This window comes from Paenibacillus sp. MMS18-CY102 (genome assembly GCF_009789195.1).
Classification (GTDB): domain Bacteria; phylum Bacillota; class Bacilli; order Paenibacillales; family Paenibacillaceae; genus Paenibacillus_T.
On record NZ_WSTC01000015.1, the window covers coordinates 103567 to 119388 of the forward strand.

Annotated in this window: 14 protein-coding genes; all 14 read right to left on the reverse strand. The window is 51.3% G+C overall.

The annotated features are described in order from the left end of the window. On the reverse strand, window positions 1–1524 hold the full coding sequence (locus GON22_RS13060; RefSeq protein ID WP_160396538.1) for a leucyl aminopeptidase: 1524 nt from the start codon (window positions 1522–1524) through the stop codon (window positions 1–3). A gap of 71 nt (window positions 1525–1595) precedes the next feature. Further along, window positions 1596–2969: an ATP-binding protein gene (locus tag GON22_RS13065; protein ID WP_160396539.1), complete on the reverse strand. Its 1374-nt coding sequence runs from the start codon at window positions 2967–2969 to the stop codon at window positions 1596–1598. 2 nt (window positions 2970–2971) lie between these two features. Continuing rightward, the gene (locus tag GON22_RS25750; protein WP_202113226.1) at window positions 2972–3382 is read right to left on the reverse strand and encodes a hypothetical protein; all 411 of its coding nucleotides are present in this window, start codon (window positions 3380–3382) and stop codon (window positions 2972–2974) included. A gap of 172 nt (window positions 3383–3554) precedes the next feature. After that, window positions 3555–4991 carry an anti-sigma-I factor RsgI family protein gene (locus GON22_RS13075; protein WP_160396540.1) on the reverse strand — a complete coding sequence of 479 codons (1437 nt, stop codon included), beginning with the start codon at window positions 4989–4991 and terminating at the stop codon, window positions 3555–3557. Beyond that, on the reverse strand, window positions 4988–5842 hold the full coding sequence (gene sigI / locus GON22_RS13080; protein WP_237179139.1) for an RNA polymerase sigma factor SigI: 855 nt from the start codon (window positions 5840–5842) through the stop codon (window positions 4988–4990). The genes GON22_RS13075 and sigI overlap by 4 nt, the downstream gene beginning before the upstream one ends. 88 nt (window positions 5843–5930) lie before the next feature. Beyond that, window positions 5931–6344, reverse strand: a complete 414-nt coding sequence (locus GON22_RS13085) for a hypothetical protein (protein ID WP_160396541.1) — start codon at window positions 6342–6344, stop codon at window positions 5931–5933. Window positions 6345–6558: 214 nt separating this feature from the next. Then, window positions 6559–7107, reverse strand: a complete 549-nt coding sequence (locus GON22_RS13090) for a peroxiredoxin (protein ID WP_160396542.1) — start codon at window positions 7105–7107, stop codon at window positions 6559–6561. Window positions 7108–7246: 139 nt separating this feature from the next. Then, window positions 7247–8326 (reverse strand): 3-isopropylmalate dehydrogenase, encoded by a 1080-nt coding sequence (gene leuB, locus GON22_RS13095; RefSeq protein WP_160396543.1) that lies wholly within the window; start codon window positions 8324–8326, stop codon window positions 7247–7249. A 117-nt stretch (window positions 8327–8443) separates the two neighbouring features. Continuing rightward, a complete protein-coding gene (locus GON22_RS13100; RefSeq protein ID WP_160396544.1) occupies window positions 8444–10015 on the reverse strand; it encodes a DUF2339 domain-containing protein in 1572 nt (523 codons plus the stop codon). A 117-nt stretch (window positions 10016–10132) separates the two neighbouring features. After that, window positions 10133–10819 carry a response regulator gene (locus GON22_RS13105; RefSeq protein ID WP_160396545.1) on the reverse strand — a complete coding sequence of 229 codons (687 nt, stop codon included), beginning with the start codon at window positions 10817–10819 and terminating at the stop codon, window positions 10133–10135. After that, window positions 10816–12240 carry a sensor histidine kinase gene (locus GON22_RS13110; protein WP_160396546.1) on the reverse strand — a complete coding sequence of 475 codons (1425 nt, stop codon included), beginning with the start codon at window positions 12238–12240 and terminating at the stop codon, window positions 10816–10818. Before GON22_RS13110 ends, GON22_RS13105 begins: the two co-directional genes overlap by 4 nt. Window positions 12241–12421: 181 nt before the next feature. Then, a complete protein-coding gene (locus GON22_RS13115) occupies window positions 12422–12985 on the reverse strand; it encodes a DUF1697 domain-containing protein (RefSeq protein WP_160396547.1) in 564 nt (187 codons plus the stop codon). 113 nt (window positions 12986–13098) lie between these two features. Further along, window positions 13099–14643: a 2-isopropylmalate synthase gene (locus tag GON22_RS13120; protein ID WP_160396548.1), complete on the reverse strand. Its 1545-nt coding sequence runs from the start codon at window positions 14641–14643 to the stop codon at window positions 13099–13101. A 136-nt stretch (window positions 14644–14779) separates the two neighbouring features. Beyond that, the gene (gene ilvC / locus GON22_RS13125; RefSeq protein WP_160396549.1) at window positions 14780–15772 is read right to left on the reverse strand and encodes a ketol-acid reductoisomerase; all 993 of its coding nucleotides are present in this window, start codon (window positions 15770–15772) and stop codon (window positions 14780–14782) included. Window positions 15773–15822: the final 50 nt, after the last annotated feature.

Consider the following 15822-nt stretch of genomic DNA (forward strand, 5'->3'; position numbering starts at 1 on the left):
CTATTGGCGGGTAGCCAGCAATTCGGCCAATGTCCGAACCATGACGCCCGTCGCGCCTTTGGACTCCCAGCCGCGGGCTGCCTTCAGCCACGAGGTGCCTGCGATGTCCAGATGCACCCATGGGCGATCCTCGACGAATGCGCCGATGAACAGGCCGCCTGTAATCGTGCCGCCGTAACGGCCGCCACTGTTTTTCAAATCCGCTGCATCGCTCTCGATCTGCTTGCGATATTCCGGATAGGAAGGGAACGGCCAGATTCGTTCGCCCGACGAACGGCCCGCCCGGATAACTTCCTGCAAGAGCGCCTCGTTGTTCGTTACTGCGCCTGTTGCAACATTGCCTAACGCAACCTCAACCGCTCCCGTTAACGTCGCGACGTCGACCAGATGTGTCGCACCGCGCCGAATCGCCGTCGTCATTGCATCCGCGAGCACCAGCCTGCCCTCTGCATCTGTGTTAACGACTTCTACGGTCAGCCCGCTCATCGTCACTAGAACGTCGCCCGGCTTCATGGACCTGTCTGAAGGCATATTCTCAGCAGCCGCGATAACTGCGAGCACATTCACACGCGGCTTCAGCTCGCCAATAATTCGCATCGTGCCAAGAACAGCCGCTGCGCCGCCCATATCGCCAATCATTTCTTCCATGCCTTCTGCGCGTTTCAAGGAGATGCCGCCTGTGTCGAACGTAATGCCCTTGCCGACGATTCCCCATACATCGCTGCTGTCCTCTGCCCCTTGATAATGAAGCACAATCATGCGCGGCGGATGAACGCTGCCTTTGCCGACGCCAATGAGGCCGCCCATCCCTTGATCAATTGCTGTAAATTCGTCAATGATCTCTACATCAAAGCCATAGCGGTGTGCGATCTCCTCCGCATATTCCGCAAGCCCTTCTGGAATAAGCTCATTGCCAGGCATATTGGTCAAATCACGAGCGAATATAACGCCGTCTGCGAATAGCTGGCCGCGCTTAATGCCATAGGACCAGCGTGCTGCCGCAGCATCATCCTGCTCAATGCCTTCCTCTGGCACGAAACGAACGCCGATTGAATCTGAACCCACTTCATGCTCGCGTTTGCGCTTTGGACGCTCATACCACCCTAGCATGAAGCCTTCTGTCAGCGATTGGGCGGCCCGCTCCGGATTACAATCTGCTGTACCGTCAATGACATGCTTAGGCAGCAGCACTTGAACCGTCTTCGCCCGCAGCTTGCGGATCGCCTTCGACGCGCTTGCTGCCGCTTCGCGCAATCCATCCGCCGTCGCTTGCCCTCCGTAGCCCACGAAAACGGCGTAGTCGCCCGTATGCAGCCCTAGCGTTGCGATCGTCTCCTTCTGGCCACGGTTCCCCTTAAACAAGCCGCGGCCATGCAGCTTCCGAAGCTCATCGTCGATTTTGGCATGCACCCATACCTTATTGCCAGTTGGCTGATTGAGCTCCTCACTGCTAATTAATTTAACAACAACATTCACTTGATTGGCATTCGCCGAATCCGCACCGTATGTAAACGTAAAGCCCATCGTATCTTCATCCTTTCGTACTCAAGCTATAAAAAAAAGAATCGGGGGAATACTATCCCGATTCTAATGCTTTATGAGATCAATGGCAAATGGATCATAAACGAAGTTCCCTCATCCGGCACGCTATCGACTCGAATCGTACCTCCGTGGTTTCGGATGATTCGATAGCTTACTGACAGCCCTAGCCCAGTCCCCGCTTCCTTCGTCGTGAAGAATGGATCGAACAGCCTTCCGAGCGTCGTTCTGTCCATCCCTTTGCCATTATCGCGCAGCGTAATTTCGACACCTTCCGGCGTTCGCTGTACGATAACATCAATCCGGCCATTTCTGGAACCGTTGATTTCTTCAATGGCGTCCAGCGAGTTTTTCATAATGTTCAATATAACCTGCTTCACCTGCTTCACGTCAATCGACACGAGCAGCGTCTCCTCGTATGCCTCTAGCTGGATTAGGCATCCCCGCATGAGCGCCTCGCTCTCCGTCAACAAAATGACTTCCTTAAGAAGCGCATTTATTGATACCTCTTGCTTCATCGGCGCAGTTGGCTTCGAGGAATTAAGGAACTCATAAATAATGTCGTTCGCCCGATCGATCTCCGCGACGATAATGCGCGCATATTCGTCCTTGCCAAGCTGCAACAGATGCGGCCTTAGCAACTGAATAAATCCACGTATCGACGTGAGTGGGTTGCGGATTTCATGGGCGATGGCGGCAGCGATTTTGCCTAGCATTGCAAGCTTGTCGTTCTGGTATGCCGTTTGCTCAATCTGCTTGTATTCCGACACGTCTTTGATGCTAATTAATATATCGCCTTCAAGCTGGTCACCGTATGTAACTGTCACAAGGAAATGCCTGCCTGCGTTATCCTGAAACTCAAAATACCGGTTCCGGCGCAAAATCGCTTCCTTGTACAGCCGAACAATCATTTTGCGCGTGCTGCGCGTGAGCTTCGGATGGAGCATAAGCCCGCGAATCGTACGGCCGACCAGCGTCTTTCGTGGAATGTCCAGCATGCGCGCCAGCATCAGGTTCACGAAGGTTAACGTTCCATTGGAATCAAACAAAGCGATGCCAGAATCCATATGCTGCAGCACGTTCTCATACTTGTTTTTCACCCGCTCTGATGAGCGATGCGACTTAAATAGCATTTCCCTCATTTCTGTAAACTTCTGCTCAGTTGTCTTTTCCGTATCGTTCCTGAATCGATAAGCGACCATCAGCTCGATCAAAAACATAAACGAGCGATTATAGAGCCGAATGCCTTCCTCGGACTCTACATTAAGGACTAGTGTCTGCATACATTCGTCGTGTACCGCAATAATCTCCTCGGGATGAACATTGCCAAGCATCTTGCCAAGCTCAGTTGCTTGAAATAGTGAAGCTTCACTCCCGCTGCGAATATATTCGGCAAGCGCCGGAAAATAGCGCTTTCGAATAGCCTGCATAATTACTCCTCCCCAGCAGCAAGAACGGACGGACCAGCCTGTCTTTCATAACCGTAGGACGGCGGCAACCATCTGCGAAACGTAATCGTCGTTCCTCTCGTATCGTCATGCTTCACTTCGAGATCATCAACCCACTTGTTCATCCAGTCCGAATCCCATCGTTTGGCGCCAGTTTCATGGTCGTAGAGCCTGACCTCTATGCCAAGCTCCAGCTTGTTGCGGTTTATGGCTTTAATAACCATATGGCCTTGTGCAGGTGAATCTACGAGCTGCATAGCCAATTCTGATATGGTAAAAGCGATTCGCGTCTGATCCACCGTGCCAAAGCCGATCTTCTTCGCAATCTCCCGTCCTTGTTGACGGACGCTTACTGCATCAGACGGCGTCTTAATAAGGAACATGTCCATCCCCATTCGCCTCCGCTCTCCTCGCCAATTCAAGCCATTCCAGCAGGACACCACCACGATAGCCATAAACTTGGTAATCAATATGATGGATGAAATTGTAACCGTTGTCAATCGGAGATCCTGTCGAAAAACAATGGAAGAAATCGTATTTTATAATAACTTGTTAGGCATTTGCTTTTCAATCTCGCTTGTCTTGGCGATTCTCCTTGCTTTTATCGTTATGATTATTTTTATTATTGCCGTTGTTACGATTGCTATTGCTGTCATTGCGGTTGTTGCCTTGATCCTTGTTGTCACTGTCGCCGCGGTCATTATCCTTATCCCTGCTGGAATTCTGGCGATCATTATTGCGGCCGGAGCTGTTGCTGTGATCGTTATCCCTGCCATAGCCGCGTTGCTGGTTGTCCGGGCGGCCCTCCTCGTTATGATGGGGCCGCTGCGCCTTCGTAGAGCTGTTGTTCGTGTGATTGGAATCTGAGCGGCCATCATCACGGTTTTGATTTTTTGGATTTGTGTCTTTCCCGTTGCCTTTGGGCTGATCTGTTTTACCGGTAGTTTTTGGTTGTGCTGGCGCCTGCTTGTTTGTATTAAGGTTCTCCTTTTCCCCTTGTTCCTCCTTCTTGCCGTTATCTGTTTTTGTATCTTTATTGTCCCCATTGCTGGCAGCATTGGTTTTTTCTTGTTTCAAGAGCGCTTTCAAACGTTGCTTTTCCCACTTCTGGCGAGCTTCTGCATGCAGGAGCCTCTTTTCTTTGCTCGGCGGTTCATCTCCTTTATTAGTCGGAAGATCGGATTGTTGGCCCGCATTCGCTGGCAGCTCGGGGTGAACGATACGATGAATGCCGCCTACAGGAGCTGTCCACTCCTTGATCGATTGCGTCTTAAGAGTGTCTAGCTGCACGTCCGGGTTCTCGCTCTTCACTAATAAATAAACCGCCATTTTCCCAGCTGAAACACCGTTTTTCTCAGCTTCCTCACGAACTTCTTGGGGGGCAGAAAGCACCGTCACGCCGTCATCGTTAGGCATGCCGCCTGCCAATGCTTGCGGCTCGCCAGCGTGCAGCTTCTCGGTTACCGCCTTATGAATATCCGAATCGAGCTCCGCTTCGAATCGCTCGGGATCCTTTGCTTTGCCATCCAGCATAATGCTTGTAATGACGATGTCGCGGCCATCGCTTGAGCCGTTCGTACCCGATTTGGATGCCAAATCGACAATTTCCGCTGCTACCGCTGCAGCGTTTAGCCCTTTATACGCAACATCGATAATGACCTGAGAACCTTGAACGTTTAGGCCCCTCAACTCGCGAACGCGTTCTTTATTATCGATTCCCATCTCAATGCTTGGATTTACATCCAACGTTACATAAGCGACGACTGGCGCTGCTTGGGTTCTAGGCACCATGAACATCGGGAACAACAGCAGCAGTGCGACTGCTCCTGCGATCCAAGCGCCGATGGCGCGCCGTGGACGTTTTCTTCTCCGGATGCCTTCCACCTCATCGCCGATATCGAAACCGGAGCCGGGAGCGCGTGAAATTTTTTGAAACTGCCCATCTTGTGTCAAAATAATGTAATGCTTCTCGGATATCTCCATTACAATCCCTTTGCTGCTCACAGCTTCACCTCCTTCGACGATTGTGCTCGGCCTGCCAAAGAAACCTGCGGCGCGTCCGTATGCGTGATATAGGCTCTCAAATAGGGATACTCGCCCATTACCAGCAAGACGAGTGCCATTATGTATTTACGATTGCGTTCAATCGTTTTGCGGGAAACGCCCGCTTGCCCGGCTAATTCAGAAACCGGCAGGCGCCCCTTCTCGAGGATCGGGTTATATAAGAGCGGGTCGCTTGCTGCCAATTTGCCAATAGCAAACAGCATTCCCCGTGTATCTGCATGTTTAGGCGCTTGGTCAGCCAAGTCGGAGAACGAAATCCCATATTGGCCAAGCAACGCAGCGAATGTTTGAATTTCCTGCTTGCGATCCTCCTTGACACGGTCCTGCTCATGCTTATGCATTGCTTGTGCCGTCTCAATCGGATTGCTAGTCAGTTGGTCTTCGTCCTCGCGGTCAAACGCGCTATAAGGCACGGACTGCCAGTGGCGTTGCTCCTTGCGCACATAATCAATAAGCCGTCGGCGAATAACCGTCTCAGCGAACCCAAGAAAGGAACGGCCCGCGGCCTCATTAAAACCATCAATAGCTTCATTGAAAGCAATAAGTGCTACGCTATATTCTTCATTTTGAATTGGATCAATATATCGCTTGCAAAACCGGCTCGTTACTTTGAGGATATAAGGCTCATATTGCGCGATGAACGCCGCTCTTAGCTGTTCGTCACCACGCCTTATCTGTTCGATGGTTTCTTCTGGCGACGTGGCTGAACTGTCCGTAGACGGACGATCGCCGCTTATCTTGCTGATGAACCGTTTGAATAGTACAAGCAGCAACCGTTTCACCTCATCCATATCTTTCGTCTGCCCCCTCACCCTTGAGGGGGTGCAGCGCTCATAGCATAAAAAAAAGCCTCCGCAACCGGAGGCTCTGAACTTTACCTTAGGACGTCTGCCGTTGGCGTAATTTCGTTCGTCTTGCGCTCAACACGCCTAGTCGCTTCTTCAGGTCATTACTCCACTGCGTATCGTCGATCTGCTTCGCAATGGCGAGCAAATCAAGCGCCATGTCGATCTGGCTGATTACTACATCAAGCGGATCCTCATTCTCGTTGTTCACGCAGTTCTCGAACAATAAATTCGTATCCTTCTCGACATAATCTTGAAAATCAATTTCGGACGCGCCATCGCCATGCGCGAATTCTGCCAGAATTTCGTACTCGTTCTCAATCATATGGTGAACTTCTACTGACTGGCATACCGGACAGAACAAGATCGGTACATTATGAATATGAGTCCGGAAATGCTTAAGCGTTCCTTTCGTGCCAATCATGCTGGCTCCACAACAGAAACTCATCGGCATCTCACCCCTTAAAGGTATACGTTCACTGGACATTCATTGGCTTAGCAGTTGTACAGCGATTACCCGATATGCACTTTATTGAAACTTACCCCTAACGTATTCGATCCTCACCCACGAAATTCCTGCAAAATACGGGAACCAATAATAGACAGGTTATAAAAAAGCCCGCACACAAGGCGCGGGCTTTTATTCGTGGCATAAGCCGATATTATTGTGCTACGAGCGTTTTCTCGCCTGGCTTCCAGTTGATTGGGCATAGGCCACCGGATTGCAGAGCTTGCAGAACGCGAAGCGTTTCTTCTACGCTGCGGCCTACATTGTTGTGGTTAACCACTTGGTATACGAGCTCGCCTTCTGGGTTGATGATGAACAGGCCGCGCAATGCGATGCCTTCTTCTTCGATCAGTACGCCATAATCGCGTGCTGCGCTCTTCGTGATGTCAGCAGCCAGTGGGAAGTTCAGCTTGCCCAGGCCGTTGTCGTTTTTGTCCGTACGAATCCAAGCGCGGTGGCTATGGATACTGTCCGTGCTAACGCCGAGCACTTCTGTGTTCAGGTCTTTGAATTGTGCGTATGCATCGCTAAGTGCTGTAATTTCCGTTGGGCATACGAACGTGAAATCAAGCGGATAGAAGAAGAATACGAGCCATTTGCCTTTGTAATCAGACAGGGATGCTTTACCGAATTGCTCTCCATCACCGGATACTGTTTCCAACGTGAAATCTGGTGCCAAACGACCTACCAAACGATCTGCCATAATAAAAGAACCTCCTTGACGCCAGTGGCGTAATTTGAGTGAATGTCTATTGACTTGCTTCCTAGATGAATGGTACCACCAGAATGGAATGAAGTCAATATTGTATTCGTTATTTATTAATAATTATTATAATTAAATATTAGTTGCCCATCGCTGCAACGATCAGGTCACCCATCGCTGCCGTGCCGATCGCTTTGCTCTTATCGACTGCGATGTCACCTGTACGGTGGCCCGCATCGAGAACCGATTTAACCGCATCTTCAATGCGTTGTGCTGCTTCATGGTAACCGAACGTCAGGCGGAACATGAGCGCTACAGACAGGATCGTAGCGATTGGGTTCGAGATGCCTTGTCCAGCGATGTCAGGCGCCGAGCCGTGTACTGGCTCGTACAGGCCGAAGCTGCCTTCGCCCAGCGATGCAGAGGAGAGCATGCCGATCGAGCCCGTCAGCATTGCTGCTTCGTCGCTCAGGATATCGCCGAACATGTTCTCTGTTACGATAACGTCGAAGCTCGACGGACGGCGGAGCAATTGCATTGCGCAGTTGTCTACGAGTACATGCTCAAGCTCTACGTCTGGATATTCTGGCGCGATCCGGTTTACAACTTCACGCCACAGGCGGGACGTTTCAAGTACGTTTGCTTTATCAACCGACGCCAGCTTTTTGCGGCGTGTTTGTGCGATTTCGAACGCTTGGCGAACGATACGCTCAACTTCTTGTACGTTATATGCGCAAGTATCGACTGCTTCTTCGCCATTCGCAGTTTCACGACGGAATTTCTCGCCGAAATAAATGCCGCCCGTCAGCTCGCGCACAACGATTAGGTCCGTGCCTTCAAGCACTTCTGGTTTCAGCGTCGAAGCTTCCTTCAAGCAATCGAATACGTTCGCAGGGCGGATGTTCGAGAACAAGCCAAGCGCTTTACGAATGCCGAGCAGGCCTGTTTCTGGACGAAGCTCTTTTGAATTGTTATCCCATTTAGGGCCGCCAACTGCTCCGAGCAATACAGCGTCCGCTTTTTGGCAAATTTCAAGCGTTTCTTGCGGAAGCGGCGTACCTTTCTCGTCGATTGCGATACCGCCGAACAGGCCGTGCTCCGTCTCGAATTGGTAGCCGAACAGCTCTTCCGTTTTTTTGAGCACTTTAAGCGCTTCCCCGACTACCTCTGGTCCAATGCCGTCGCCGCCGAGAACTGCGATTTTTTTTACGTCTGCCATAATAGTAATTGACACTCCTCTTCTATACACACAATAAATTCTCAATCTATTATCAGTTGTACCACAAATGGCCGTTGAAGACAAAGATATAAATGCTATCGGAATTATAGTTTATGCCTATTGCTGCTCCGGCTTCGCCTGCCACTTCCCATTAACCCAGCTAATGCCGAACGAAATCGCGCCGAGCAACAGGAACACGATGATTTTGTACAGCGAGCTCTCGCCGCTTAGATCGATCAGAATCGCTTTAAGCGCGACCAGTACGATTACAATCGAACCAATCCATCGGAACGGGCGTTGGCGGCTGTAGGCTCCCCATAAAAACAGCAGCAATGCGTAGATGCCCCATGCGGCCGACAATGCCAGCTGAACACTGCCTGCCACGTCGTATTCCTCATATACATTGGTGATCTGAACCGTCAGCAAGCCACCAACGATAATATGGCTGAAGACAGCGTACATCACAGCAACGATTGAAGCCGACTCTTGATCGAGCGCTTTATATTTAACCTGTCTGGATACATAGAAGCCAAAGGCTGCTAGCGCAACCCAAGCAATCGCTCCACCGTTCAAGAACGGAATATAGAGGCCGCCCAGCGGATTGAGCCTTGGCACATCCCATGCATGGGCAAACCAATAAATGCCCGTAAAGAACCATACGAACGAGCCGCCAAGAATTAACCAATCCGAGCGAAGCTTACGGCCCACAAGTACCATAACGGTTGCGATAGCTGTCCATACGAAAGCGCCTACGAGCGGGCGGTAATCGGAGCCTGATCCAAGGCCCGACAGCCCAAGCAGCAATGCAATGGCTGCTAACGCCGCATGGATATGGCCTGTAGCAGCAGATACAGCTGCCATTCGGAAACGATAGATAACAAGCGCAAGCACACCGTATAACCCGCCGATTAGGAGCAATAGAACCGTCATCGCACCTTGCTCAGGAAGCAGCGCAGCTGCCCATGCCCCAAACAGTACTGTGTTTGCGAAGCTGAAATATACATTTACGCCTGCAAGGCTGCTGCGCTCCCGCCATGCCGCAATGTAGAACGCTATCAAGTAGAACACAAATGCTGCAATCGCATACCGCATCAGCATGCTCCACCAATTATCCGACTCTGGCAAGAAATGAATATAATATACGCCGTACAACAGCCAAGTAAATACGAATGCCGTTAAACGCAGCTCAATCCAGCCTTTCATGACGCTAATGGCAAACACAACACTGTTCATCACGAGCAAATAAAGGAACAGCTGCAGCACTTGATCCGTCTCAGGGCGCATGGCGAGCGGCGCAACCATTGATCCAAGCAGCGATACCATCATCAAAATGCGGGAATTAAACCGATATGCATAAGCGGCAACGGCAGTCGTTATCGCCGTCATAACGACTAACACCGTCATCGATTCCCATAACGTCGTGTAGATGCCCGCATACGCTGCTGTTGTGTATCCGATTGCTGCCCCTAGCCCCGTGCCAAGCTCTCCGGCTAGCCCATATGCCGTTCCATTGCGATGAAGCTTCACGCCAATCGCAGCAGCCGCTGCACCAATGATTAAGCCAGCTCCTACTTTAATCGGGTCTGTGAGCCAGCCTTGATCCGCCGAATATTTAAAGAGCGAAATGAACGCTGCCAATACGAACAGCGCGCCCAACGCTGTCGTCCAATGCTTTTTCCATAGTTCCATTACAAGCGCCTCCCGTTCGGGATGAAAGTTTAGGACCAAGTCCTAACACTTCCTATTCTACTCGCGCCTGCCAATGGGAATAGTACTAACTTTGCCTGGTACCAGTTGATTCTGCAGCTAAAACAGCCCCATATCCTTCGCTTTCTCAGCCGCTTCTTTACTGGTTCCTACACCGATTTTGCGCAAAATATTGCCTACGTGATTTTTCACAGTACGAAGCGATAAGAACGACCGCTCAGCGATCTGCGATTGGCTATAACCCTCATGAATCATCGATAGCACCTGCGCCTCGGCCGGCGTTACTTGACGCTTAAATTGGTCGACCTCGTACTCTCTCTCTACTTTCTTAAGTCGCCTAAGCTCCTCTAACACCAGCCTTGCCGCCGAGGCATCAATGGCCGAACGGTCCGCCGCCGCTTGGCGAATCGCATGTGGAATGTCCGCATAATTCGACTTTACAATATAGTTAACAGCCCCTGCGCGCAGCGCCTCCGACACGAACGCGCCATCTTCCATCGATGTCAGCATAATGATTCGTGCAAAGGTAATCGCCGGCAGCTCCGACGCTAGCCGTAGCCCCGCTGGAGTATCCGCCATCATAATATCGAGTAAAATCACATCAGGATTCGCGCTCGTACATAATGCCACAACCTGCTCAGGATCGCCTGTCTCTGCTATAACCGCAAGATTAGGTTCCGCACTTAAATAAAGGGACAGCCCTCGCCGCCACTCGGGATCATCCTCAACGAGCATGACACGAATTTCCCCTTCTTTCGCCTGCATGGATTGCTGCTGCCCGTTCATTGCCTCACTCCTTCTTCGCATCCCCTGGCTTTCTCTGCGCTTTTCCCTGCTGCAGCCGCCTGCCTGCGCTTGATTGAACGTTTCAACGACGGGAACGAGAAGGTAACTTCTGTTCCGCTCCCCCATTCACTCGCAATGCGCAGTTCTCCGCCTTGTCGGTTCATAAGCTGGCTGCTATAAGCAAGGCCGAGCCCAAAATTCATTTCTTTGCCGCTCTTCGTCGTAAAGAACGGCTCCGTTACTTTCAGCAAATTATGCCGCTCGATGCCGCTGCCCGTATCTCGAATAGCGACCATCGCCCCTCGTTTGCCGCCTGAAACTATAATCGTCAGTTGCCCGCCTCTAGGCATCGCTTCCAACGCGTTACGGAGCACATTGTGGATGGCTTCCTCCGTCTGCGCAACGTCGGCAAATACTTCAATCCCAGCATGCTCTTCTTGATAGATGATATGTACGCCAGCAGCTTCAGCCGCCACTGTAACGGCTTCGGTCTGCCTTCGCACAAGCTCTTCCACATTCACAACTTCCGGGCTTAAAACAAGCTCCTGCGTCCGCTCGTGAACGCTTCGAATCATCGCCTCTATATGCTCTGCTGCGCGTACAATGACCGCTGCATCCTCCCGGTTGCCCGCTCCCGCGGTTGACCGTCCCATATGTTCAGCGAACAGCTTGATTTTGGCGATATCATTCTTAATGGCATGATTCATCATCGCCGTCCCGCTCGTAATCGCCCGCATGGAGGAATCTAAACGGCGGCGCTCAATCATGAGCTGGACGCCGAGAAACCCATATTTGAACAAGGATACGACAAATATGCCGAACCCAACCGGGATGGACCACACGTTATACCGCCACATCCGATAAACGCCGAGTACGGGCAAAATGTAATTCATCGCCACGGCAAACAAAACTGCCGGCAGCACGGCCGCCGTTACAATCAAATGCGCACGCCGCTCCGCAGGATGCGTCGCTCGTTTTGTTATAATGATTAACGTTCCAAGAACGCTATATGGAATTGCCCAGCATGCTAGAGGGCCATAGGGTACCGGCAAATGGTCTGCAATCGGCACACCGAGCATAATAATAGGCGGAATAAGTGCTGCATACGGCAATATCTTAGCCACTCGACGCGGAATCGCTTCCGTATGATAGCCCGCCGCAAACAACAAATAGCTGTATGGCAAGCCATAATAGCTAATCCACGAGCATCCACGTTGAAGCCTGCGCAGCAGCAGCACTTTCGTTTCAAGCGCCGCAGCGCTGCTCTCATACGCCACAATCCAGCTTTCCATGACGGAAGCCAGCGCGCCGATCCCACCGCAGAAAGCGACCAAGCTCAGCCATCTAACTGCTGGGCTCCTCCGGTTTGTTAAAAGCAGCAACAGCGAAGTCATCCACAATATGGCCATTACGAACGTCATGACAGTAATCTCCTTATCTGTAACAGTGAAAAGTGGAAACCTGTCTCATTATAGCATGTAACTACTGCCCCCCTGTTTAAAGACCTGCTAAAGCCCGCTCCTTCCCCCCTCCCCTATACAAAATAAAAAAACGCCTTCCTCAAGGCGGTTTTCTATCTATCTTTTATTTCGTTTATGCAGTCTAGCCTTCAACCATCGCATTCGCAAGCTGGACTAGCTTATTGATCGTTTTCCAATTTCGTGTCGTGGTCGGCACGCCTAGCTTCTCGATTTGCACCGCTAGCTTGGAATTCCGTATGCTCTCATTAAATAAAAGAAAAATATTGTTTCCTGCGACCCGATACTGCTCCTCTGGTGTGGCATATGTGCTCAGCTTGTCCAGCCGCTCAGCCTGAGGCTCCTCTTGCAGCATCGTAACGTAGAGGCTCTCGCTATCGGAAGCCGCTTCTGCATGGGCAATTTGCTCCATTGTAAACGGACAGTCCGCTACTATCGCATTCAATTGGCCAGACGTTCTTATGATCACCTTAAGCTTGATCTGAAACGACCGCTCCACCTCTTGCTCAATGCGCTGGCGCAGCGTATCCTCATCCTCACCTGATTCAAGCAGCACGTTACCACTTTGAATATAGGTTTGAACCTTCGACAAGCCCAGCCCTTCCAGTGCTTCCCTTAGATCGGCCATTTTGATTTTATTTTTCCCGCCTACGTTAATGCCCCTAAGCAATGCAATATATATCGTCATCTCTCCACCGCTTTCCAGCCATTGTACCTAACAGTATACAAAAGCCCCTCTTACGCCAATGGCCATTCTCATGGTGTCCATCATCGTTCAAGGGGCTTTCATTGTTATTGCGATTAGATGAGGCTCATCTTGTCGCGGCGTCCCGGTGATTGGCGCTTGTCAATCAAACGGTTCAATGCGTCAACATAAGCACGTGCGCTCGCTTCAAGAATATCCGTGCTCAGGCCGCGGCCTTGTGCCGTTACTTCGTTCTGGAGCAGAACGACATGAACTTCGCCAAGCGCGTCCTTGCCGTGCGAGACCGACTTGATGGAGTAGTCCTCCAGTTCAACTTCCTCGCCCGTCAGCTTATCGATGGCATTATAGATCGCGTCAACGGAGCCATTGCCCTCCGCCGTTGCTTCTTTAACGCCCTCGTTCGTTTTCTCGATGCGGATCGTTGCAGTCGGCACCGATTGGTTGCCGTAATGCACTTCAATCGTCTGGAACGAATAGATGCTTGGGGACTCCGCCAGCTTCTCTTCCAGCATCGCATGAATGTCTTCGTCGGTTACATCCTTTTTACGGTCAGCAACGTCCTTAAACTTTGCAAATGCCACGTTCACCGCTTCGTCTTCCAGCTCGTAGCCAAGGTCAATCAGCTTCTCACGGAAAGCGTGGCGTCCGGAGTGCTTGCCGAGGACCAGCTTCGATTCCTTCAGCCCGATCGTCTCTGGCGAGATAATCTCGTACGTCGTTTTCTCTTTGAGCATGCCATCCTGATGGATGCCCGACTCGTGAGCGAACGCGTTCGCGCCGACAATCGCTTTGTTGCCCGGTACCGGCATGCCAGTCAGCTTGCTGACCAGACGGCTCGTCTTCGCAATTTCCTTCAGGTTAAGCGACGTCGTCGCCCCGAAGTAATCAGCACGAGTAGCCAGCGCCAATGCTACCTCTTCGATCGCCGTATTGCCTGCACGCTCGCCAATGCCGTTGATCGTGCCCTCAATCTGGTCAGCACCGTTGAGGACAGCGGCCAGCGCGTTCGCCGTCGCCATGCCGAGGTCATCGTGGCAGTGCGCGCTCAGCTGAATTTTCTCGATGCCCGTTACGTTCTCTTTAAGCGTCTTGAAAATGTTGCCGAACTCTAGCGGATTCAAATAACCAACCGTGTCTGGAATATTAACGACAGTCGCGCCTGCGCGAATTGCCATTTCCGTTACTTGCACGAGGAAATCAAGCTCCGTACGTCCAGCGTCCTCTGGTGAAAACTCGATTTTGGAGAAATATTGCTTCGCATAACGAATCGCACGCTCAGCCGTCTCCAGCACTTGGTCCTTCTCCATGCGCAGCTTGTGCTTGCGATGGATTGGGCTCGTTGCTAAGAACAAGTGAAGGCAAGGGTCCTGCGCGTCCTTCAACGCTTCACGAGCTGCATCGATATCTTGCTCGCGGGAACGCGACAAGCCGATAACGCTTGCATTCTTAACGGCACGGGCAACCGCATTTACTGCGGCCAAGTCGCCGGGGGACGCAGCCGGGAAGCCAGCCTCCATACGGTCGACTCCGAGCTTTTCGAGCTGCAAAGCGATTTCCACTTTTTCTTTCGTATTCAAGTTAACGCCCGGAGATTGCTCCCCGTCGCGGAGTGTCGTGTCGAAAATATAAATCTTGCGCATGCCGTTACACCTCCGGGAAACTAAATGTCCCGGTGCAAGCAGACATGCACGGTGGGCATCCATCCGAAGAGGGATGCCCACGGCTGTCCGTGAACCGGGATAAGTTAATGCTTATAATCGCTTGTACAAGCGGTTATTACTTCTTGATCCAGTGCATCAATTCACGCAGTTGTCCGCCAACTTGCTCGATTGGATGTTCTGCTTCGCGGCGGCGAGTAGCCGTCATCATTGCTTTGTTCGATTGGTTCTCGAGGATGAAGTCGCGAGCGAAGCGGCCGGATTGAATGTCATCCAGAACTGCTTTCATCGCTTTTTTCGTCTCGTCCGTTACAACGCGTGGACCTGTAACGTAGTCGCCGTATTCAGCTGTGTTGGAGATCGAGTCGCGCATCGAAGCCATGCCGCCTTCGTACATCATGTCAACGATCAGCTTCAGCTCATGCAAGCACTCGAAGTAAGCCATTTCTGGTGCATAGCCAGCTTCAACAAGCGTCTCGAAACCTGCTTTAACGAGAGCGGTAGCGCCGCCGCAAAGTACTGCTTGCTCACCGAACAGATCCGTTTCCGTCTCTTCGCGGAACGAAGTTTCGATAACGCCTGCACGCGTACAGCCGATGCCTTTAGCATATGCCAGGCCGATTGCTTTTGCATTGCCCGTAGCGTCTTGCTCGATTGCGATCAAGCCAGGAACGCCGAAGCCTTCTTCGTACGTACGGCGAACCATGTGGCCCGGCGATTTAGGAGCAACGAGAAGTACGTCTGTATCTTTATCTGGAACGATTTGGCCATAGTGAACGTTGAAGCCGTGGGAGAACATCAGAGCTGCGCCTTTTTTGAGGTTAGGCTTGATTTCTTCCGAATATACTTTAGCTTGCGTTTCGTCTGGCATGAGGATTTGAACAACGTCTGCAAGTTTAACTGCTTCAGCTACGTTCAGTACTTCGAAGCCATCGTTTTTAGCTTTGTCAGCCGATTTGCCTGGGCGAAGGCCGATAATTACTTTCAGGCCGCTGTCGCGAAGGTTTTGTGCTTGTGCATGGCCTTGGGAGCCATAACCGATAACTGCGATTGTTTTGTTTGCTAGAACGCTTTGGTCTGCGTCTTTTTCATAGTACAAAGTAACTGCCATTGTAAAATTGCCTCCTTTAAATTGAACCCTCATTGAGCGGGTGTTTAAAC

What these genes read in the sequence shown, in the direction of transcription:
- GON22_RS13060 (WP_160396538.1), bottom strand. Translation starts at nt 1,524, where the DNA reads ATGGGCTTTACGTTTACATACGGTGCGGATTCGGCGAATGCCAATCAA.
- GON22_RS13065 (WP_160396539.1), bottom strand. Translation starts at nt 2,969, where the DNA reads ATGCAGGCTATTCGAAAGCGCTATTTTCCGGCGCTTGCCGAATATATT.
- GON22_RS25750 (WP_202113226.1), bottom strand. Translation starts at nt 3,382, where the DNA reads ATGGGGATGGACATGTTCCTTATTAAGACGCCGTCTGATGCAGTAAGC.
- sigI (WP_237179139.1), bottom strand. Translation starts at nt 5,842, where the DNA reads ATGGATGAGGTGAAACGGTTGCTGCTTGTACTATTCAAACGGTTCATC.
- GON22_RS13085 (WP_160396541.1), bottom strand. Translation starts at nt 6,344, where the DNA reads ATGAGTTTCTGTTGTGGAGCCAGCATGATTGGCACGAAAGGAACGCTT.
- GON22_RS13090 (WP_160396542.1), bottom strand. Translation starts at nt 7,107, where the DNA reads ATGGCAGATCGTTTGGTAGGTCGTTTGGCACCAGATTTCACGTTGGAA.
- leuB (WP_160396543.1), bottom strand. Translation starts at nt 8,326, where the DNA reads ATGGCAGACGTAAAAAAAATCGCAGTTCTCGGCGGCGACGGCATTGGA.
- GON22_RS13100 (WP_160396544.1), bottom strand. Translation starts at nt 10,015, where the DNA reads ATGGAACTATGGAAAAAGCATTGGACGACAGCGTTGGGCGCGCTGTTC.
- GON22_RS13105 (WP_160396545.1), bottom strand. Translation starts at nt 10,819, where the DNA reads ATGAACGGGCAGCAGCAATCCATGCAGGCGAAAGAAGGGGAAATTCGT.
- GON22_RS13110 (WP_160396546.1), bottom strand. Translation starts at nt 12,240, where the DNA reads ATGACGTTCGTAATGGCCATATTGTGGATGACTTCGCTGTTGCTGCTT.
- GON22_RS13115 (WP_160396547.1), bottom strand. Translation starts at nt 12,985, where the DNA reads ATGACGATATATATTGCATTGCTTAGGGGCATTAACGTAGGCGGGAAA.
- GON22_RS13120 (WP_160396548.1), bottom strand. Translation starts at nt 14,643, where the DNA reads ATGCGCAAGATTTATATTTTCGACACGACACTCCGCGACGGGGAGCAA.
- ilvC (WP_160396549.1), bottom strand. Translation starts at nt 15,772, where the DNA reads ATGGCAGTTACTTTGTACTATGAAAAAGACGCAGACCAAAGCGTTCTA.